Origin of the sequence: Altibacter lentus (assembly GCF_000746845.1) — a bacterium.
Lineage (GTDB): Bacteria > Bacteroidota > Bacteroidia > Flavobacteriales > Flavobacteriaceae > Altibacter > Altibacter lentus.
In genome coordinates, this window is record NZ_KN050846.1 from 2,504,820 (window position 1) to 2,523,793 (window position 18,974).

18 protein-coding genes are annotated in these 18,974 nt (G+C 43.6%); 10 read left to right on the plus strand and 8 right to left on the minus strand.

Annotated elements, in window-relative coordinates:
- The first annotated feature begins 192 nt into the window (after positions 1-192).
- Genes JS40_RS11625 through JS40_RS11650 form a run of 6 tightly spaced genes read left to right on the plus strand, consistent with a single transcriptional unit; the run spans position 193 to position 5,802 of the window.
- Positions 193-1,590, plus strand: coding sequence for an arginine decarboxylase (locus JS40_RS11625; RefSeq protein WP_034260769.1), 1,398 nt, complete (start codon positions 193-195; stop codon positions 1,588-1,590).
- Positions 1,580-2,515, plus strand: a complete 936-nt coding sequence (gene speB / locus JS40_RS11630) for an agmatinase (RefSeq protein ID WP_034260771.1) — start codon at positions 1,580-1,582, stop codon at positions 2,513-2,515. The genes JS40_RS11625 and speB overlap by 11 nt, the downstream gene beginning before the upstream one ends.
- Positions 2,505-3,482, plus strand: a complete 978-nt coding sequence (locus tag JS40_RS11635) for a deoxyhypusine synthase family protein (RefSeq protein WP_034260773.1) — start codon at positions 2,505-2,507, stop codon at positions 3,480-3,482. Before speB ends, JS40_RS11635 begins: the two co-directional genes overlap by 11 nt.
- 2 nt (positions 3,483-3,484) lie before the next feature.
- Positions 3,485-5,023, plus strand: a complete 1,539-nt coding sequence (locus JS40_RS11640; RefSeq protein WP_034260776.1) for a carbon-nitrogen hydrolase family protein — start codon at positions 3,485-3,487, stop codon at positions 5,021-5,023.
- Between the two features lie 27 nt (positions 5,024-5,050).
- Entirely contained in the window at positions 5,051-5,350 is a 300-nt protein-coding gene (locus JS40_RS11645) for a hypothetical protein (protein WP_034260778.1), read from the plus strand.
- Positions 5,351-5,388: 38 nt separating this feature from the next.
- Entirely contained in the window at positions 5,389-5,802 is a 414-nt protein-coding gene (locus tag JS40_RS11650) for a VOC family protein (protein WP_034260780.1), read from the plus strand.
- Here the strand turns inward: JS40_RS11650 and JS40_RS11655 are convergent.
- Positions 5,799-7,178: an MptA/MptB family glycosyltransferase gene (locus tag JS40_RS11655; RefSeq protein ID WP_034260782.1), complete on the minus strand. Its 1,380-nt coding sequence runs from the start codon at positions 7,176-7,178 to the stop codon at positions 5,799-5,801. The genes JS40_RS11650 and JS40_RS11655 overlap by 4 nt on opposite strands.
- Before the next feature lie 3 nt (positions 7,179-7,181).
- Positions 7,182-8,297 (minus strand): TolB family protein, encoded by a 1,116-nt coding sequence (locus tag JS40_RS11660; protein WP_034260784.1) that lies wholly within the window; start codon positions 8,295-8,297, stop codon positions 7,182-7,184.
- A 32-nt stretch (positions 8,298-8,329) separates the two neighbouring features.
- Here JS40_RS11660 and JS40_RS11665 point away from each other — a divergent pair, with 32 nt between their 5' ends.
- Complete coding sequence (locus JS40_RS11665; RefSeq protein WP_034260786.1) at positions 8,330-9,559, plus strand: M20/M25/M40 family metallo-hydrolase; 1,230 nt, start codon at positions 8,330-8,332, stop codon at positions 9,557-9,559.
- On the opposite strand, the gene JS40_RS11670 is transcribed toward JS40_RS11665, so the two are convergent.
- Positions 9,556-11,049 (minus strand): cellulose synthase family protein, encoded by a 1,494-nt coding sequence (locus JS40_RS11670; RefSeq protein ID WP_034260788.1) that lies wholly within the window; start codon positions 11,047-11,049, stop codon positions 9,556-9,558. The two genes, JS40_RS11665 and JS40_RS11670, sit on opposite strands and share 4 nt — an antisense overlap.
- A complete protein-coding gene (locus JS40_RS11675) occupies positions 11,046-11,741 on the minus strand; it encodes a glycosyltransferase family 2 protein (protein WP_034260790.1) in 696 nt (231 codons plus the stop codon). Before JS40_RS11675 ends, JS40_RS11670 begins: the two co-directional genes overlap by 4 nt.
- 103 nt (positions 11,742-11,844) lie before the next feature.
- On the opposite strand from JS40_RS11675, the gene JS40_RS11680 reads away from it, so the two are divergent.
- The gene (locus JS40_RS11680; protein WP_034260792.1) at positions 11,845-12,813 is read left to right on the plus strand and encodes a TolB family protein; all 969 of its coding nucleotides are present in this window, start codon (positions 11,845-11,847) and stop codon (positions 12,811-12,813) included.
- Here the strand turns inward: JS40_RS11680 and JS40_RS11685 are convergent.
- Positions 12,810-14,399 (minus strand): 4Fe-4S binding protein, encoded by a 1,590-nt coding sequence (locus JS40_RS11685; protein WP_034260794.1) that lies wholly within the window; start codon positions 14,397-14,399, stop codon positions 12,810-12,812. The two genes, JS40_RS11680 and JS40_RS11685, sit on opposite strands and share 4 nt — an antisense overlap.
- Positions 14,400-14,402: 3 nt before the next feature.
- The gene (locus JS40_RS11690) at positions 14,403-15,707 is read right to left on the minus strand and encodes an NAD(P)/FAD-dependent oxidoreductase (protein ID WP_034260796.1); all 1,305 of its coding nucleotides are present in this window, start codon (positions 15,705-15,707) and stop codon (positions 14,403-14,405) included.
- 160 nt (positions 15,708-15,867) lie between these two features.
- On the opposite strand from JS40_RS11690, the gene JS40_RS11695 reads away from it, so the two are divergent.
- Both JS40_RS11695 and JS40_RS11700 read left to right on the plus strand, forming a co-directional pair.
- The gene (locus tag JS40_RS11695; protein WP_034260798.1) at positions 15,868-16,587 is read left to right on the plus strand and encodes a DUF547 domain-containing protein; all 720 of its coding nucleotides are present in this window, start codon (positions 15,868-15,870) and stop codon (positions 16,585-16,587) included.
- Between the two features lie 92 nt (positions 16,588-16,679).
- A complete protein-coding gene (locus tag JS40_RS11700; RefSeq protein WP_034260800.1) occupies positions 16,680-17,699 on the plus strand; it encodes a glycoside hydrolase family 113 in 1,020 nt (339 codons plus the stop codon).
- On the opposite strand, the gene JS40_RS11705 is transcribed toward JS40_RS11700, so the two are convergent.
- Both JS40_RS11705 and JS40_RS11710 read right to left on the minus strand, forming a co-directional pair.
- Positions 17,696-18,136: a hemerythrin domain-containing protein gene (locus JS40_RS11705; protein WP_034262433.1), complete on the minus strand. Its 441-nt coding sequence runs from the start codon at positions 18,134-18,136 to the stop codon at positions 17,696-17,698. The two genes, JS40_RS11700 and JS40_RS11705, sit on opposite strands and share 4 nt — an antisense overlap.
- A 70-nt stretch (positions 18,137-18,206) precedes the next feature.
- Positions 18,207-18,968 carry a TIGR04283 family arsenosugar biosynthesis glycosyltransferase gene (locus JS40_RS11710; RefSeq protein ID WP_051957580.1) on the minus strand — a complete coding sequence of 254 codons (762 nt, stop codon included), beginning with the start codon at positions 18,966-18,968 and terminating at the stop codon, positions 18,207-18,209.
- Positions 18,969-18,974 lie beyond the last annotated feature (6 nt).

The following is an 18,974-nucleotide window of genomic DNA, read 5'->3' on the forward strand; positions in this document are numbered from 1 at the left end:
CGGATAACCGAATTCTAAAGCTAGCTTCCGTGTCCCTGTGTCCAAACGGGGTAGAAATTCTCCAACAACGGTCGGCCTATTGGTTGAACCCTCTTCGCATGTGATAAATGAGGTTAAATTTTTGTTATACTTCCCATATATTGAAGTATTTCCATAATTATTCCTAATTTTCATTTTCAATAACCAACAAGCATGAATACGAAGTATTTTGATTTAATCGATCAAACCTATTATTTTCCTCAGGAAGAGTTCACTCTCAACAACACAACCCTTAATTTTCATGGTATTGACCTCATGGGGTTGGTTGAAGAATATGGGGCGCCGTTAAAATTCACATACCTTCCCAAGATATCAGATAACATACACCGTGCAAAGAAATGGTTTTCAGAAGCCATCAAAAAACACGAGTATAAAGGAAACTACAATTACTGTTACTGCACAAAGAGCTCACATTTTAAGCATGTACTTCACGAAGCCTTAAAGAACGATATTCACATTGAAACCTCTTCGGCCTTCGATATTGACATCGTTGAGAACCTTAAAGCTGAAGGAAAAGTAACCGATAAAACCTTTGTGATCTGTAACGGGTTCAAACGGGATCAATACATAGAGAACATTGGTCGACTTATTAATAGCGGCCATAAGAACTGTATCCCTATCATCGATAATTACGAAGAGATCGGCCTGCTAAGTGAAAAGATTAAAGGGAAGTTCAAGGTTGGGATTCGGATCGCTTCCGAAGAAGAGCCGAAATTCGAATTCTACACATCACGTTTAGGAATTGGGTATAAGAACATAGTACCTTTCTACGAGAAGCAAATAAAAAGCAATAAGAAGGTGGAACTGAAAATGCTTCACTTCTTTATCAATACCGGCATTCGCGATACAGCGTATTACTGGAACGAACTGCTTAAATGTCTCGAGGTATATACCCGTTTGAAGAAGATCTGTCCAAGCCTCGACAGCCTTAATATCGGGGGTGGATTTCCCATCAAGAATTCGCTGGCGTTCGACTACGACTACCAGTATATGGTAGATGAGATCGTGAATCAAATAAACATTACTTGCGAGAGTGCTGATGTGGACGTGCCGAATATCTTTACAGAATTTGGAAGTTTTACCGTAGGCGAAAGCGGCGGGGCTATTTATGAAGTACTCTACCAAAAACAACAGAACGACCGTGAGAAATGGAACATGATCAATTCGTCTTTTATTACCACGCTGCCCGATACTTGGGCCATTAGTAAACGATTTATCATGTTGGCCGTGAACCGCTGGAACGACGAGTACGAGAGGGTATTGTTGGGCGGACTCACCTGCGATAGTGACGACTATTATAATAGTGAGCAGCACATGAACGCAATTTATCTTCCTAAATTCAAAAAAGAAAAACCTTTATATATCGGGTTTTTTAATACCGGCGCCTATCAAGAGACTATTGGGGGATTCGGAGGGCTGCAACACTGCCTAATTCCTTCACCAAAACACATATTGATCGATAAAGATAACGATGGAAACATCACAACTCAATTATTTTCTAATCAACAAACAAGCGAGCAATTGCTAAATATTTTAGGTTATGAGCACTAAGACGTATGCAGGCATCCCGCAACAATATGCGGCCCTGGAGACTTCAAAAATTGTATTAATTCCGGTTCCGTACGATGGGACCAGCACCTGGCAGAAAGGAGCCGACAAAGGCCCTGAGGCCTTTCTACATGCTTCGGAAAATATGGAGCTGTACGACATCGAAACCCAAACCGAAGTATACAAGCAGGGAGTCTACCTTGCCGATCCGGTGACTGAAAAATCATCACCTGAAGCAATGGTGGATGCCGTTCATAAAAAAACCAAGGAATACATCCTTAGAAACAAGTTTGTAACTATTTTTGGAGGAGAACACAGCATTTCTATAGGGACCATTCGCGCTTTCAACGAGTGTTTCGACGATTTAACGGTCTTACATATCGATGCGCATACCGATCTTCGGAAGGAGTACGAAGGCTCCGAGTGCAATCACGCTTGCGCCGTGTATGAAGCAAGTCAAACTACCAACCTCATTCAGGTGGGTATCCGAAGCATGGACGTAGCAGAAACGCGCGTGATGGACGAGGAGAAGGTGTTTTTTGCACACGAAATGGCCAAAGACGATTATTGGGTGGATAAAGTGATCGAATCCTTGGGCGAGAACGTGTTTATCACTTTCGATCTGGATGCCTTGGATCCTTCCATCATGCCGTCCACAGGTACTCCCGAACCCGGAGGCTTGTTTTGGTACGAAACCCTCGATTTCTTGAAGCAGGTCTTTGCTGAAAGAAACGTGGTAGGTTTCGACATTGTAGAACTATGTCCAAATGAAGTAGATAAAGCTTCAGATTTTGTAGCGGCAAAACTATATTACAAAATGCTTACCTATAAGTTTGAAGGGACCGAAGAAGGAGACGATTACGAAAGCAACTTCCACGAACCGAAAAAAGGAATTTCAAAATTTAATACCGAAGAAGATGAGTACTAGAAAAGGAGCCATTTCAGAATTTATTCAAAAATATTACCTACACTTTAACGCTGCCGCATTGGTGGACGCTGCAAAAGGATACGAAACCCAGCTTGAACAGGGATCCAAAATGCTTGTTTCGCTGGCAGGGGCTATGAGTACTGCCGAGTTAGGGAAGATTTTTGCTGAAATGATCCGGCAGGACAAAGTGCACATTATCTCATGTACGGGAGCCAATCTTGAAGAGGATATTATGAATCTGGTGGCCCATTCACACTACAAGCGAGTTCCCAACTATCGCGATCTCACACCTCAGCAAGAATGGGACCTTTTAGAAAAGGGACTTAACAGGGTAACCGATACCTGTATTCCGGAAGAAGAAGCCTTCCGTAGAATTCAACAACACATAGTCAAGATATGGAAAGATGCCGAAGCCAAAGGAGATCGCTATCTGCCGCATGAATTTATGTACAAATTGCTGCTTAGCGGTGCGCTCGAAGAGTATTATGAGATCGATCTTAAGGATTCTTGGATGTATGCCGCGGCCGAAAAGAATCTTCCTATCATCTGCCCGGGATGGGAAGACAGTACCATGGGAAATATTTTTGCAAGCTATGTGCTCAAAGGCGAATTGAAAGCATCTACCATGAAGAGCGGGATCGAGTATATGACTTTTCTAGCCGATTGGTATACGGATAATTCTGAAAAAGGAATCGGGTTCTTCCAAATTGGAGGAGGGATCGCTGGCGATTTTCCTATTTGCGTCGTGCCTATGTTATATCAGGACATGGAACGAACCGACACACCTTTCTGGAGCTATTTTTGTCAGATAAGTGATTCTACCACCAGCTACGGAAGTTACTCGGGAGCGGTGCCCAACGAAAAGATCACTTGGGGGAAATTGGACATCGATACGCCAAAGTTCATTATTGAAAGTGATGCGACCATCGTGGCGCCACTTATTTTCGCCTACCTCCTAGAGATGTAATCATGGAACTTTCTAAAATTGAAAATATTGAACTAAAATTTTTGTCCATCGACGACTACGAAGCGTTGAAGGAAGCAACGCTAGAATCCTACGGGGGTGTGCTCAATTCCTATTGGGAAAAGAAGCATATCGAGAAGCTTATCTCACTTTTTCCCGAAGGTCAGGTTGTGATCATGATCGATGGGCAAATCGCCGGATGTGCGCTCTCTATAATTGTGGACTACGATGCGGTGGACGATGAACATACCTATGCCGATATCATTACAGGAAGTACCTTCGCAAACCATGATCCCGATGGGGATGTTCTTTACGGGATCGATGTCTTTATAAAGCCAACCTTTCGCGGTTTACGACTGGGCCGACGGTTGTACGATTACAGAAAGGAATTGTGTGAGAATTTAAACCTGAAAGGCATTGTCTTTGGCGGACGAATGCCTAACTATCATAAATATCAAAACGAATATTCTCCTAAACTATACATTGAAAAAGTAAAGAATAAGGAAATTAAAGATCCGGTATTGAATTTTCAGATCTCTAACGATTTTCATCCGGTGCGGGTGCTTAAAGGGTATTTGCAAGGCGATACAGCCTCGGCAGAATACGCCGTCCTTATGGAATGGGATAATATCTACTACACCAAACCTATCAAGAAGCCCAGTGCCGTTAAGACCATTGTGCGCCTGGGGTTGATACAATGGCAAATGCGGCCTTACAACAGCTTTCAAGACCTTATGCAACAGGTGGAATACTTTATTGACAGCGTTTCAGCTTACCGTTGTGATTTTGCGGTTTTCCCCGAATTTTTCAACGCTCCCCTCATGGCTGAATACAACCACATGTCTGAAGCAGAAGCTATAAGGGAACTGGCTAAATACACCGAAGAGGTGAAAAAACGTTTGTCGGAGTTTTCGATCTCTTATAATATAAATATCATTTCCGGGAGTATGCCCGAACTGGTAGACGATAAGTTGTATAATGTGGGTTACCTGTGTCGCCGCGACGGAAGTACAGAGCGGTACGAAAAGATCCATGTCACTCCGGATGAGGCTAAAGTATGGGGGATGCAACAAGGGAGTCATATCCAAACCTATGAGACCGATGCCGGAAAGATAGGGATCCTCATCTGTTACGATTCTGAATTCCCCGAATTGTCCCGCTTGCTCTCCGATGAAGGAATGGACATCTTGTTTGTTCCTTTCCTTACCGATACCCAAAACGGCTATTCGAGAGTGCGTTTGTGTGCACAAGCGCGAGCCATCGAGAACGAATGTTATGTAGCCATTGCAGGAAGCGTAGGGAATTTACCCAACGTAGAGAACATGGACATACAATATGCACAATCTGCAGTATTCACACCTTGCGATTTTTCCTTCCCAAGCAATGGGATCAAGGCTGAAGCGACCACCAATACCGAAATGATCCTTGTGGCCGATGTCGATATTAGTCTGCTGCGGGAACTGCACTCCTTTGGTGCCGTAAAAAATCTTAAAGACCGTAGAAAAGATGTCTACGACGTCATTCGTGTCAATCCTTCAAAATAAAAAAGCGATAAAGAAATGAACCCTACTATGAAACGAGTCATTGTGGATTATAAAAAACTGAATAATGATATCTTGAACCTCCTGGTTGAGAAATATCCCAATGGGTATAAAGGGAAGGACATCGTTGTGTTCCGAAATGCCCAAAATGAGATCATCGAAGCTGTGGAGGTACGCACCGAAGATACCATCTATTTGGTAAAAGTGAGTCAGCGTCTTGCCGATACCATGGAAAATTACGACGAAGACGACGATTATGACAATGATGATACTGTAGATACCGATATGGATATGGCCGAAGAATCTTCGGAAGAAGATGATTTCGAATAAGTTTTTTTCGTACTTTCCATAGTGCAAATTAAATCGTTATGGAAAATCGGTTTCATATTTCATTGCCCTGCATGCATATAGAGGCAACAGAGAAGTTCTATACACAAATCCTCGGCGCTTCAGCAGGAAGAAAAGCAAAGCTTTGGGTCGATATCAATTTGTTCGACCATCAATTAACGTTTACAAAATCGGGAAAATTCAAGTTCGATTACCCCAGTTATAGCTTTGAGAATACGGTATTGCCTTCTTTCCATTTCGGGATCCTTCTGGACGATAAACAATGGAATGCCCTGTATGCCAAGATGAAGTCTGAAAACTTTCTCCATATTGACAAGACCTCTTTTCTAAACGGGGAAGCCGGAGCGCATAAATCGTTCTTTCTTCGCGATCCAAACGGGTATATTATAGAATTCAAGTGTTTTAAAGATGGTGATGCTGTCTTTACAGCTTAATGTGACAATTGTAACCGTTTTCTTTTTTTATTCTGAAGGATAACCTCCCAAGCAGCATATCCAATTACAACCACATATTCTATGGCGACCCAACCCAACTTTTCCTGAAAACCTTCCGCTCCGTAAGCCGTATAGCTCACAACAACCAAGACACTCCAAACAATAGGAAATCGGTACGGAGTGAAAAGGCATAATAAGAGTGGTGTAGCGATGTACCACGGGTGCACCGTAGTTGCCAGAAGTAAATACGCAGAAACAGCCCATAACATGCCGGCACACAATTGAGGGATCAAGCTATGCTTCCGAAGAAAAGTAAGTAATATTATAACGATGAAGACGATGATAGGAAGGATCTTTCCGGCAGTTCCAATGATGTTCCATCCAACAGTTTCAAAGCCAATCCAGCGAATGATATAGTATACACTCGCATTGAATTCGAAATTTTGAAACCAAAGGCCTATGGTTGCTGAAAAATTCGAGATAAATTCGGAAGAAAGAAAGGGTAAAAAGCTAAGGAGTACTGCGCCAAGAACGATTCCGTAGAAAAGCAGTAACTGCATCACCCCTTTGGTTCGGGATGTTCCTGTCTGGAACCACTTAAAAAGGATGGGTAAAAAAAGCAAGGGGATCAATTTAACCGAAATGGACACTGCCATGGCTGCCGCTGCCCATTGCCATAAGCCGCGGTATAAAAGGTAAAGGAAAAGGATAAGGAAAAACAGCATCGCACCTTCAAAATGTAAATTGCCGGTGAGCTCTATGATGACGAACGGGTTGAGGAAATACCAAAAGATCACATAAGAATCTAACGCCAATCTTTTAAGCAATCTTTGCCCTATAAAAAGAATCCCCAGATCTGCAACGATAAGGAGCAGGCGCAAGGTGATCACAGAGCCTATAATGCTGCTTCCGGAGATCGCGGCAGCAATGGCAAAGAACAGTTGGTTCATTGGCGGATAGTTGCTGTAATGACTCGCATTTAGGCTTCCCATTCCTTTATAAAGTTCAGTGGCTTGCGGTATTTCCGCCGCGAATGAAGACGGGAGTTGCATATAACTTTCCGGAGTGAATAGATACGGACTCAGCCCTTGTGCCAACAATCGGCCGTCCCACAGGAAACGATAAAAATCTTGAGACAAATTAGGAAGTCCCCCCATAAAGACCAACCGGAACGCCACACCAAAACCTACCAGCCACCAGTAATTTCCCCTGCCTACTTGAATAAGCTTGTAGGCAAGAAAGAAAAGTGCCGCATACAACAATCCAAGTCTGGCAAAGTCCCAGCGCTCAAGGTCATAGGCAAAAACGCTATAAAATATCACGCTCAGTCCTGCAAAAAGGAGCGGGATCCGACGTGATTTTAGAGCGTTCAGCATGATTTAATCTTGCCATTCGGCGATAAAGAGATTGGTGTCTCTGGTGCCGCCATTGTTTCGGTTCGAGGAAAACACGAGGTATTTTCCATCATTTGAGAACACAGGAAAAGCATCAAATGTTTCCCCGTGGGTCACCCGTTTTAAGTTCTTACCATCCAGATCGATCATGTACAAGTTAAAAGGGAAACCACGCTCGGCTTCAAAATTACTGGAGAAGAGCACTTTTTCTCCACTGGGGTGAAAGAACGGACTCCAGTTGGCATTTCCCAGATTGGTAAGTTGTCTCAAACCGGTTCCGTCTGCGTTACAGATATACAGTTCCATTTCGGTGGGTTGCACCAGCCCCTGGGCCAACATATCTTTGTATTCTTTAATGGCTTCTTCGGTCTTTGGGCGGGAAGAGCGGAAGATAAGTTTGCTTCCATCCGGAGAAAAGAATGCACCGCCGTCATACCCTAGTTCGTTGGTGATTTGTTTTACATCACTTCCGTCCAAATTCATTGTATATAGTTCAAGATCGCCGCTTCGGGTTGAGGTGAAAACAATTTTGTCTCCTTTAGGGGAAACGGTCGCTTCGGCATCGTATCCGGGTTCGTTGGTTAGTTGCGCTGTAATATTTCCTTCCAGGTCCGATACGAAAATATCGAATGAGTCGTACACAGGCCATACGTATTTTCCATTTTTCCGAAGGGGTGCCTCGGGGCAATTCTCATCGACCAAATGTGTGGAGGCATACACAATATGTTTATTGTCCGGCATAAAATAGGCGCAGGTAGTTCGGCCTTTTCCGGTACTTACCATAGGCGGTTTTTTATCCTTGAACGAAGCCGCTGCATCCATAAGGAACATTTGGTCGCAGGCAACGCCCCATTCTTTATAATTGGATTGAAACACCAGTTTGCTGTCGTCAAAACTCCAGTATGCCTCGGCGTTGTCACCGCCAAAAGTGACTTGGCGTATGGATTTGAAATGGACCTCTTCGGGATAGATCAAAGTGTCCTGAGCAGTGATGTTCGTTTCGGTTGTAGTTTCGGACGAAGTGTTCTCTATTTCTTTTTCTGAAGTGTTTTTACAAGAAATTAACAGAACCAATCCGGCGATCAATAGACTATTTTTCATTTTATGCATTACTTTTGTGCAAAAGTAATGATATGCGCGCATTTAAAATAGTATTTCTTTTTCTAGTCTTTATCGCTTGTAAAAATAAAGATGAGGCATCGCCTGTCTCTATGAAAGACGACGTTACTGTATTGGCCGATGACACTTTTAACGGTCGTGAAACCGGCACCACAGGCGAACGAGAAGCAGCAGCATATATTTCAAAACGTTTTAAGGAGTTGGGTCTAGAACCAAAGGGATATACCGGGGATTATTACCAATCTTTTGTTTTTCGCCCTAGTGCGAATCCGCATGAGGAAGTAGAATTTACAGGCTTAAAATCTGATAGTACAACAACGGGGGTCAATGTTATTGGATTCATTGACAACGATGCAGCTACTACGGTGGTGATCGGAGCTCATTACGATCATCTGGGTATGGGAGGTGAAGGTTCTTTGTATCGTGAAGGTAAGGCCATCCATAATGGTGCCGATGATAACGCCAGTGGTGTAGCAGTCTTACTAGATCTGGCGAAGCGCCTTCAGAATACAAAAAGCCAACAGAACTATTTGTTCATCGCTTTCTCGGGCGAAGAGATGGGACTGCTTGGTTCCAATTATTTTGTCAAGAACCCAACTATCGATATAAGTACGGTGAGTTATATGGTGAACATGGACATGGTGGGAAGACTTAATGCCGAAAAAACCGTGGCTGTACACGGGGTAGGAACGTCCCCAATTTTTAAGCAAACCTTGTTTTCGAACAAAGGAGATCTTACCATCGCCGAGCACGAAAGTGGTATTGGTCCCAGTGATCACACTTCGTTCTATTTGGCTGATATTCCTGTGCTCCATTTCTTTACAGGACAGCACGAAGATTATCACAAACCCAGCGATGATCCTGAAAAATTGAATTATGAAGGTATGGAAGCTGTCGCCAATTTGATCTTTGGTGTCATCGCCGATCTCGATCCCAAAGGAAAACTTGAGTTCAGAAAAACAAAGAACGAAAGTGAAGCCGTTCCCGATTTCAAAGTAACGTTAGGTGTGGTACCCGACTATCTCTTCACAGGTAAAGGAATGCGCATCGATGGCGTGAGCGAAGACAGACCGGCGCAAAAAGCAGGATTGCAAAAAGGCGATGTGGTGGTTAAAATGGGAACGCATCCCGTTACCGATATGATGAGCTACATGAAAACGCTTTCAAAGTTTGAAAAAGGGGAGAAGGCAATGGTCACCGTTGAGCGCGAAGGTGTTCCCATGGAAGTTGAAGTGGAGTTCTAAACCTTGCTCGTTAGACTTTTAAAGAATACAAATCCAAAACCAATAAACAACATTAGGTGAAAAGGGAAGAGTCCAAAATCACCTCCCTGGTCTCCTACGACAAAGGCAGAATACATCCCGAAGCCAAAATACAGCATAAGCAAACCTTCAAAGATCACGTTTGGAGAAATGTTCTTCTTTAAATACTTGTTACCCTTCCAGCTGTCCTTTAACGAACTTATATTGAATTTTGGCGTTCTAATGAACTCACTTTTCTTGCCAAAATGTCCTTCCAGTACGGCAATCGAATTGTGTAAAGAGAATCCCATCGCGATCGAAAAGAAGGTGAAGAACATGCCCGTGTAGGTTAAGAAACGTTTAAGTCCGCCTCCGTAGCTGTTCTTGTATGTAAACCAATAACAAATAAAGAAGATAAGGGTGCTTATCACGAAAAAGCTCATCACAAAGAAATACAACTTGAGGTGTTCGTATTCGTTCTTGATATATAACATGGGAATGCTTAAAATGGCCACGATCAAGATATTAAGGAACATGGTACTGTTTAGCAAGTGTAACACACTGTGCAACTTTGTTTTAAAGGGGACGTTGTTGCTTTTTACAACACGCCCTGCCATCTTTCTAAAATTCTCTGCACCCCCTTTGTTCCATCGAAATTGTTGCGAGCGGGCCGCACTAATCACTACCGGTAGTTCGGCGGGTGTCTCTACTTCTTCCAGATATTTGAATTTCCAATCTTTTAACTGTGCACGATAGCTTAGGTCCAGATCTTCGGTAAGCGTGTCTCCTTCCCAATTACCCGCATCCATAATGCATTCACGTCGCCATACACCGGCGGTACCATTAAAATTAATAAAATGTCCTTTGCTGTTTCGTCCTACCTGTTCCAAAGTGAAGTGAGCATCCAAAGCGAATGCCTGTACACGGGTAAGAATAGAATAGTCTCGGTTTAAATGGCCCCAACGTGTTTGTACTACGCCAATTTCAGCATCTTTAAAGTAAGGGATGGTTCGTTTTAACCAATTAGGCTTCGGAAGGAAATCGGCATCAAAGATGGCTATAAATTCTCCTTTAGCGACCTTCAGCCCTTCCTTGAGTGCGCCGGCCTTAAAGTTTTTTCGATCCGGACGGGTGATATGCAGTATATCCAAGCCTGTCTTACGGAGTTGGGCGATATGTTGTGCCGTAGAATCGAATGATTCGTCGGTGGAATCATCCAATACCTGTATTTCGAGCTTTTCTTTTGGGTATTCGAGTCCCGCAATATTCTCCAGTAAGCGGTCCATGACATACAATTCGTTATAGACCGGAAGCTGAATGGTAACCAACGGGATCTCTTCCGGATTGGAGAAATCGAACTTTTCAGCGTATTTTTCGCACCTGCGACGCGCACTTAGATAATTGAACAGTAAATTGAGTTGCGCCAGAGCATATAAGAATATGAGAAGGAGAGCTATAGAATAAATAGCGATGATAATGGTCTCAAGAATCATTTTTTAAGGCTGTATTTAAATATCCAACTCAGAATTTTTATGCCTGCAAATATAGCACCTTTTAAAGTTCCTGAAACTTTCGAGATACCTATTCGGTTTCGGTAGTGAACAGGCACTTCCACATATCGATAACGTTTCCGTAGTGCTTTCAACTGCATCTCTACCGTCCATCCATACGTTTTATCTTCCATGTTGAGCGCTAAAAGCTTGTTGTATTGTATCGCTCTAAACGGCCCCAGGTCTGTAAACCGTGACCCAAAAAAAACACGCATCAAGAAGGTCGCCAATACATTGCCGAAGCGCTGCGGAAAGGTCATCGACCCTTTCTCACGAAGTTCCGGAACCCGGGCTCCTATAACCAGGGCCATATCCTGTTCTAAGATAGGGGCAACGATAGAAGTGAGTTCTTCGGGATAATCGCTGTAATCACCATCGAGGAACACGACAATATCCGGCTTTTCTTCTAAGCGAGAGAGATATTCCATCCCTTTTAAACAGGCATGCCCATAACCTCTTTTGGGTTCGTTAAGCACAGTCGCTCCGGCCTCTTTGGCCGCTGTTTCAGTGCCATCTGTAGAATTGTTGTTCACCACAATTACTTCGGAAACGATTTCAGGAATAGCCGCTATCACTTTCACGATTGAAGCTTCTTCGTTATATGCAGGAATGATCACGATGATCTTGTTCTTCATGGATACTGTTGAGGTGCAGTTTCAAAAAAAAGCACAATGGCTTAGACGGCGCAAGGTACTATTACTAACGAAAAAATATGTACTTTAGAGAAAAGTATTCGCAATGAGATACATCCTGTTTTTATTCCTACTGTGCGGTGTGATCGCTTGTAAGGACCAAGTTACTCCTAAAACAGCAGCTGCCGCAAAGGTGCCTGAGTATAAATTGGCCTACAATGTCCTGCTCGATGAGGAAGCGGATAACTATGAGGTCTTTACCATGCGTTTGGATGGCACCGATAAGAAGAACGTAACCAAGCTCCCGGGTGTGGAATGGACGTACAATGCCTTCGGAAGGGATCTGTATGTTATCTCCGATAAGGATACAACGCATCGCTGGTATTTTTTGTATCGTACCAATTCTGAAGGAACTAAATGGGAAAAGCTAACTGATTTTCGTCTTGCCGATAGCTGGATCAACACCCGAAAGAATGGAAGTGAGCTCATTGTAGAACCGCATAAGAGCGTGGATACGGCCTTTTATATCATCGATTACAACGGAAAGGTTCTTGATACGATCATGCCCGATCTCCCTTATTTTAGCGATGCCAATTTTTCACCGGATGGAACACAGATTGTTTTTAGAGGTGCGCTTCAACCTTTCAAGAAGGATAGTGGGTATTTGGATGAATTGTATATTATGAATGTAGATGGTAGCGGGATGCGCCAATTGACACATTACCCCAAAGGCGACACTACTGCCCTGTGGCATAATTATCATGCCGGGCCACCCATGTGGCATCCTAGCGAGAATTTTATCACCTATCAATCCAAGCAAGACGGGAAATCATCACTCTATGCGGTAACACCGGACGGCACCAAGCAATGGAAATTAACTCAAAATGATTCGCTTCAGCAAGGTTGGCACCGATGGAGTCCTGACGGCAAATGGTTGGCCATTGAAGTATTCGATTTAGAAAACAAACAATTCCATATCGAATTGATGAATTGGGAAACCAAAGCTTCGAAGATCCTTACCGATACCACCTACCGATTTCAGCAGGCTCCGGTATTTATTGAAGCTGACAACTAATTTTTGTTCACATACTTCATAAGATCCACATCATTACCCAGGAGTATTTCATTCCCTTGAATGCGACCTTCCAAGGGACCATTCTCCAGCTTCAAAACACCTCGCGGACAAACCGCCGAACAAATACCGCAGCCTACACAACTTGCTCTCACGATATTCTCTCCTTTTTGGGCATATGCCTTAACATCGATACCCATCTCGCAATAGGTAGAGCAATTTCCGCAAGAGATACATTGTCCGCCGTTGGTTGTTATTCTGAAACGTGAAAAAAGACGTTGCTGGAGTCCGAGGACAGCGGCCATAGGACACCCAAAACGACACCAAACCCTGTTCCCGAAGATGGGGTAGAAGCCTGTTCCGATCACGCCGCTAAAAATAGCTCCGATCAAAAAGCCGTAAGAACTCCGAAGGGTTTCCGCATCGAAGAGGAAGAGTGTTTTTCCGGCGGTAAAATGCATCCCGATCAAGATCAATATAATGGTAAGATATCCTATGGCTCCATAGCGTGCATCCTTTTCGAGTTCCTTTCGTTTAAAGAACCAGATCCCAAGAAAAAGTAAGGTAAGGAATACACCAACACTAAGAAGAAACACATCTTTGGTGAGCCAATATTTTGAGGCATCCTCTCCCAGATATGAGTGTACTACGGCAGTGGTCATTACAATAACAAAGACCAAGACGCTGTGTACCACCCAACGTTCGATCTTCCAGGCGATCATTCGTTTGTCACTAAGGTGCCGAAAAGGATCTCCGGCAGTTTCCGCAAGGCCGCCACAGCCACACACCCAACTGCAATACCAGCGTTTCCCGTATTTATAGGTGAGGATGGGAGTTATAATAAAAATAGAAGCAATTCCGAAGAGCAACAACGCCAAACCAATATCACCCGCCGAAATAAATGAATCTACCCGATACTGCTCGAAATTATAATAATTGAGTGGCCAGATATTCTTGAGATCGTAATAAGGTAATGAAAAACTATCTGAATTAAGGCGGGCCATGAACTCCGGAATGAGAAAGGCAAACGATGCCTGGAAGAACATCACACTAAGCGTGCGAAGTCTTTCGTAGCGATTGTGACGGTATTTCAACATGAACTTCACCCCAAAAGCAAGAATGGCTATCGTGTACAACGTACCATACACAAACCATTGACTCGCAGGATTTCCGCTCAAGAGATAACTCAAAGGATCGAACAATGCGATAAGTCCCGTATTATCTCCTTCCCGAGTCAGTCCCAGATATTGTGGATAGAAATAGAGTACGATATAAAAGCCTGTAAGTGCCAAACCGAGCACCCAGGCCAGATAACCCCTGCCCGAAATGGATTTGAAATAAACCCCGTCATTCTTAATTCCTGCATGTTTCGATCTATATGCGGCAATGGAAAACCAAATAATTCCTGTGTTTATGGCTCCCAATGCAATACTCAACCAGAGCGTCTTTGCAGGAAAATCTACATTGAAGGTTGCCAACAGCAAAATAAATAGACCCGTCATCCCTATAACGGTCGCTATTTTTTGCTGTGTATTTATGGTCTTGGGTGGTTCGCCTGTTAGCGACATATTTCGTTGAATGGTGTTCATGGCTTAGGCGGTTACAGTTTTATTTTTAAATGCCGAACGTATCTCGTGCTCGTAATGTGCGTAAAATTCAGGATCGAAATTGGCTTCTTTTAAGTGGTCCATTACATAATCGATCGATCGATCTTCGGTGAGCCAGCGATCGAATACCTCATGTTTCATTCGTATACCAAAGGTGTTGATTCCTAAAAAGGTACCTTCATTTTTATCATAGGCCAAAGTGATAAATTTGGTGTGGTCTTGGTGTTTCCAATGAAATTGAGTTTCGTAGTCCTTCCTTTTGGAGCTGGGTTGTACCCAACCGTACGTTTGAAATTCGATATCGAAGAATTTAGCACTGTTGAACCAATGTCCGGGATTGTATGCTGTTTCCTTTCCGCAAATGGTTTGTGCAACGACTTCACCCATCATTCTTCCCGTATACCAAACAGCTTCTACCGCAGCCCGATTTCCAATGGGATCCCGCTGCTGTGCACAGTCACCAATAGCATAGATGTTTGGAACATTAGTTTCCAATTTCCTGTTTACGAGGATACCTTTATCTGTCTCAATGCCGGACCCTTCCAAGAAAGAAATGTTTGGCTTTACCCCTGTGGTAATACCTACCAGATTACAGGTAATCTCCTCTTGCGATTCCTTGACTACCACCCCGCGAACCCTTCCGTTTGAGTCGCCAAGGATTCTATCGAGATTGGTTTCATGTATTATCTTTACCCCATGCGATTGAATATGTTGCGATAGCAATGCACCTTCCACATGTGGTAAGACACTGGTCCAAAAGGCCTTTTCCCGAACCAACATGGTTACTTCAATGTCACGCGTACGGAGCATTTCGGCTAATTCTACCCCAATAAGTCCGCCACCTACGATTACTGCATGTGGGCATACCTTTTTATTGGGAGCATTTTTTTCAAGCGCTTCCAAATCCTCCTTGGTTACCAACCCTTGAACTCCTTCTAATTCCAGGCCTTCCCAGCCAAAAGTGTTGGTGGTGGAACCCGAAGCGATAATTAGCTGGTCGTAGGTCATGTGACTGCCATCGTCAAAAAGTAAGGTAGTTTCCTTCGGAACGATGCTTTTTACGTAGCCTCTTCGTAGCTCCAGACGGTTCTTTTCCCAAAAATAATCTTCGTAGGGCTTTATGTCTTCCCACCGCATGTGCCCCATATAGACGTACATGAGAGCCGTTCTGGAGAAGAAATAATCGGTTTCGGCAGAGATGAGGGTGATCTTTTTATCGGAGAGCTTTCGAATGTGGCGGGCGGCAGTGACTCCGGCAATGCCGTTGCCAATAATGACGATATGTTCCATACAGGTTACTTAGTACACAAGTGAGTCGAAAGGTAAGGTACTAAGTTTACAGCGATATGCCGATTTCTTACATGATAAAATTTTCTTAATGGGCACTTTTCCAAAATTTTGTAAGTTAGTAGTGTGTGTCTTCGATAGTGAAACACGGATAATTACATTAATGAGATCGCTTCTTTTTTCGTTTTTCTTGTTCTTTACTGTGTGTAATGATTCTGCAATAGCGCAGGCTCCGTCGTCTTTTTTTAATGAGGCTGATGCTTTTTTTGGAACCTATGTAGCTAACGGAAAAGTAGATTATTCTGCGCTGGCACAGAATTCTGAATCACTCGATCGCTTGTTGGCTATAGCCAAAACAACTAGTGTATCTACTCAGGATCCAAAGAGCTATCAGGCGTTTTGGATCAATGCCTATAATCTGGCGGTTATTAAAGGGGTCCTTGAAGCCTATCCTATTGAGTCCCCACTGGATGTATCGGGATTCTTCGACACGAAAAAATTTGAACTGGCAGGTAGTTCGGTCACACTAAATGATATTGAGAACAAGAAGCTGCGCGCTAAGTTCAATGAACCCCGATTTCACTTCGTGCTGGTTTGTGGTGCCATAGGGTGCCCGCCCTTGATCTCCGAGGCTTATACACCTTCGGCACTGGAAACGCAACTTCAGCGGCAAACCGTTCAGGCTTTGAACGATCCTAAATTTATAAGATTAAAAGGATCCCAAGTAGAACTTTCAGAGATCTTCAAATGGTATAAAGAGGATTTTGTAACCGCCCGGGAAAACGAAATAGACTTCTTAAACAGCTTCCGAAGAGAAAAACTTTCAGCAGAATTAACGATTGCCTATTATCCATACGATTGGCGACTTAATAGTAAAAACTAAGTCTTCCCGCCTGTAGTGCACTCCTCAAACACTGCAGGCTGCGGAAGCACAAATCATCAAAATTTATTGTACATTTCGGTAAAACCATAGAAATGAAAGGATTCATTGGCGTGCTTTACATTTTACTGGTAGTGCTGTCTTCAAGCTGCGGACAGACCATTCCGGAGGACAGCAAGATCCGCGGTTTAAGCTTTGTCGCATCACGCGATGCGGTGCAGCATGAACATATTACGCCTGTTGTGGAGGTGCATGCTAATTACGCTGCCATCATGCCATTTGGTTTTCTACGTGATCTCGAACATCCGCAGATCGTTTACAATACCGACCGACAGTGGTTTGGAGAGCGGAAGGAAGGCGTTAAGCAATACGTCGAAAAACTTCATGAGCATAACATAGAGGTTATGATAAAGCCACAAATATGGATATGGCACGGAGAATTTACAGGGTATTTAAAAATGAATTCTGAAGCCGATTGGGAGCAGCTGGAGGATTCCTACAGGCAATTTATTCTCGATTTTGCGGAGCAAGCGCAGGAGTTAAACGTTGCCATGTTCTGTATTGGCACCGAACTGGAACAGTTTATTGCCCATCGTCCCGAATTTTGGAAAGCCCTTATTGCGGAAGTGAGACAAAAGTATCACGGTAAAATAACCTATGCGGCAAACTGGGACGAATACAAACGGGTGCCGTTCTGGGAATCATTAGACTATATAGGGGTGGATGCTTATTTTCCTGTTTCCGAAGCAAAAACGCCTACGGTTCTTGAGGCACAGGCCGGATGGCGTCCATGGAAAGAAGAACTCAAAGCAGTAGCACTACAATTTGATAAAAAGATCATTTTTACAGAATACGGCTACCGAAGCACGCACTTCGCCGGCAAAGAACCCTGGAACAGTGATCATGAGATCAAGGATGTGAACCTTGAGGCGCAATCAAACCTTATGCAAGGACTTTATAATGAAATTTGGGGTGAACCATGGTTTGCAGGAGGTTTTCTATGGAAATGGTTTATAGACCATGAAGACGTAGGAGGGATGCAAGACGCACAGTTCACTCCTCAAAACAAACCTGTGACACATGTGATCAAAGAGCGCTACAAGGCTAAAGATTAAGCACTGCGTTCGTTTTCCATAGCCGATTTGTATTCCTTTGCCAGACTCGTTTTTTGTGATTCTGAGAATACTTTACCTGCCAATTGGAAGAAGGTGTGCTCTTCGTCTTCCAGATGGTGCTCTACCTTTTCACAAAGTTTTTTTGCCGTCACCAGCCAACCCGGTGAGTCCATATCGGTCTTTTCGAGCTCTTCGACCAATTCGTCCATTTCGTGATGTTCTGCAATTCCATGGCGGGCGTGCTCCTGCATCATGTCGTTATGGATCAGGGGCGAATAAAAGTGGCGTTCTTCGGCTATGGCGTGTATGTCAAGTTCATGCTTTAACGCCTGGAACAGCTGTTTTCGCAATTCGGTCTTGCCTTCGGTTTTCTTTAATTTGTCACAAAGTGCACGTTGAATGTCGTGATCTTCTCTAATCGCTTCAAAAATGGTCATAATGGTGGTTTTTTTGTTTTCTGAAAAATACAACCAACCCAATAGATAAAGTGTTTATAAAATCATAAAGTTAGCGGTCCACAAAGATTTCTTCAGGTTTTTTTGAAGAGGAAGGAATTGTTTTGGGCGACCCTTTAAGGTGCTTGCAGTAGTATTGGTACAACGCTTCAGCATCGGCACCTAGCCATTTCTTTAGATAGATCATAAAAAAATGGTATTGTACAAACCAAACACCTTTTTCACGGTAGAGTCTTGCGGAGGAGGTAAGTGCTTCCGGGATCACTACAAAAGTCTCTCGGGCATACAACTCATTGATGAGAATGTTGTCTTCATAAATAATAAAGCGATCATCATATCCCCCGATGTCTGTGAAAAGCTCTTGCGTGATGAACTGACTTTGATCACCGCCCCTGCAGGCGCGCCATGAGAAACGGGTAAACCAGCCGGCAAGCTTTAACCACCAGTGGTTGCTGTCGAATCGCATTTTAAAACAACCCGCAGGATTTCCTTTAGCGACCTCTTCGAGTATAAATGTGTCAAATTGTTTCGGCGGAAAGGAATCGGCATGTAAAAAATAGAGTACGCTACCTGTAGCAACCTTCGCACCTTTGTTCATTTGTTTGGCACGGCCTTTTTCCGAAGCGATTACAGAAACAGGAAATAAGGACGTTCTAGCAAAATGTTGGGTGATCGCTATGGTCTCATCGGAGCTACCGCCATCGACTACCAAGATCTCTGCAACATGATCCTTAGATGCGTGCGAAGTGAGATGTGATAATACAGACTGGATGTTCTGCGCCTCGTTAAGGACCGGGATGATGATGCTGATCATTGGGTA

Excerpts from the sequence above, each read along its gene's own strand:
- JS40_RS11625 (WP_034260769.1), top strand. The coding sequence starts at position 193 with ATGAATACGAAGTATTTTGATTTAATCGATCAAACCTATTATTTTCCT.
- speB (WP_034260771.1), top strand. The coding sequence starts at position 1,580 with ATGAGCACTAAGACGTATGCAGGCATCCCGCAACAATATGCGGCCCTG.
- JS40_RS11635 (WP_034260773.1), top strand. The coding sequence starts at position 2,505 with ATGAGTACTAGAAAAGGAGCCATTTCAGAATTTATTCAAAAATATTAC.
- JS40_RS11640 (WP_034260776.1), top strand. The coding sequence starts at position 3,485 with ATGGAACTTTCTAAAATTGAAAATATTGAACTAAAATTTTTGTCCATC.
- JS40_RS11645 (WP_034260778.1), top strand. The coding sequence starts at position 5,051 with ATGAAACGAGTCATTGTGGATTATAAAAAACTGAATAATGATATCTTG.
- JS40_RS11650 (WP_034260780.1), top strand. The coding sequence starts at position 5,389 with ATGGAAAATCGGTTTCATATTTCATTGCCCTGCATGCATATAGAGGCA.
- JS40_RS11655 (WP_034260782.1), bottom strand. The coding sequence starts at position 7,178 with ATGCTGAACGCTCTAAAATCACGTCGGATCCCGCTCCTTTTTGCAGGA.
- JS40_RS11660 (WP_034260784.1), bottom strand. The coding sequence starts at position 8,297 with ATGAAAAATAGTCTATTGATCGCCGGATTGGTTCTGTTAATTTCTTGT.
- JS40_RS11665 (WP_034260786.1), top strand. The coding sequence starts at position 8,330 with ATGCGCGCATTTAAAATAGTATTTCTTTTTCTAGTCTTTATCGCTTGT.
- JS40_RS11670 (WP_034260788.1), bottom strand. The coding sequence starts at position 11,049 with ATGATTCTTGAGACCATTATCATCGCTATTTATTCTATAGCTCTCCTT.
- JS40_RS11675 (WP_034260790.1), bottom strand. The coding sequence starts at position 11,741 with ATGAAGAACAAGATCATCGTGATCATTCCTGCATATAACGAAGAAGCT.
- JS40_RS11680 (WP_034260792.1), top strand. The coding sequence starts at position 11,845 with ATGAGATACATCCTGTTTTTATTCCTACTGTGCGGTGTGATCGCTTGT.
- JS40_RS11685 (WP_034260794.1), bottom strand. The coding sequence starts at position 14,399 with ATGAACACCATTCAACGAAATATGTCGCTAACAGGCGAACCACCCAAG.
- JS40_RS11690 (WP_034260796.1), bottom strand. The coding sequence starts at position 15,707 with ATGGAACATATCGTCATTATTGGCAACGGCATTGCCGGAGTCACTGCC.
- JS40_RS11695 (WP_034260798.1), top strand. The coding sequence starts at position 15,868 with ATGAGATCGCTTCTTTTTTCGTTTTTCTTGTTCTTTACTGTGTGTAAT.
- JS40_RS11700 (WP_034260800.1), top strand. The coding sequence starts at position 16,680 with ATGAAAGGATTCATTGGCGTGCTTTACATTTTACTGGTAGTGCTGTCT.
- JS40_RS11705 (WP_034262433.1), bottom strand. The coding sequence starts at position 18,136 with ATGACCATTTTTGAAGCGATTAGAGAAGATCACGACATTCAACGTGCA.
- JS40_RS11710 (WP_051957580.1), bottom strand. The coding sequence starts at position 18,968 with ATGATCAGCATCATCATCCCGGTCCTTAACGAGGCGCAGAACATCCAG.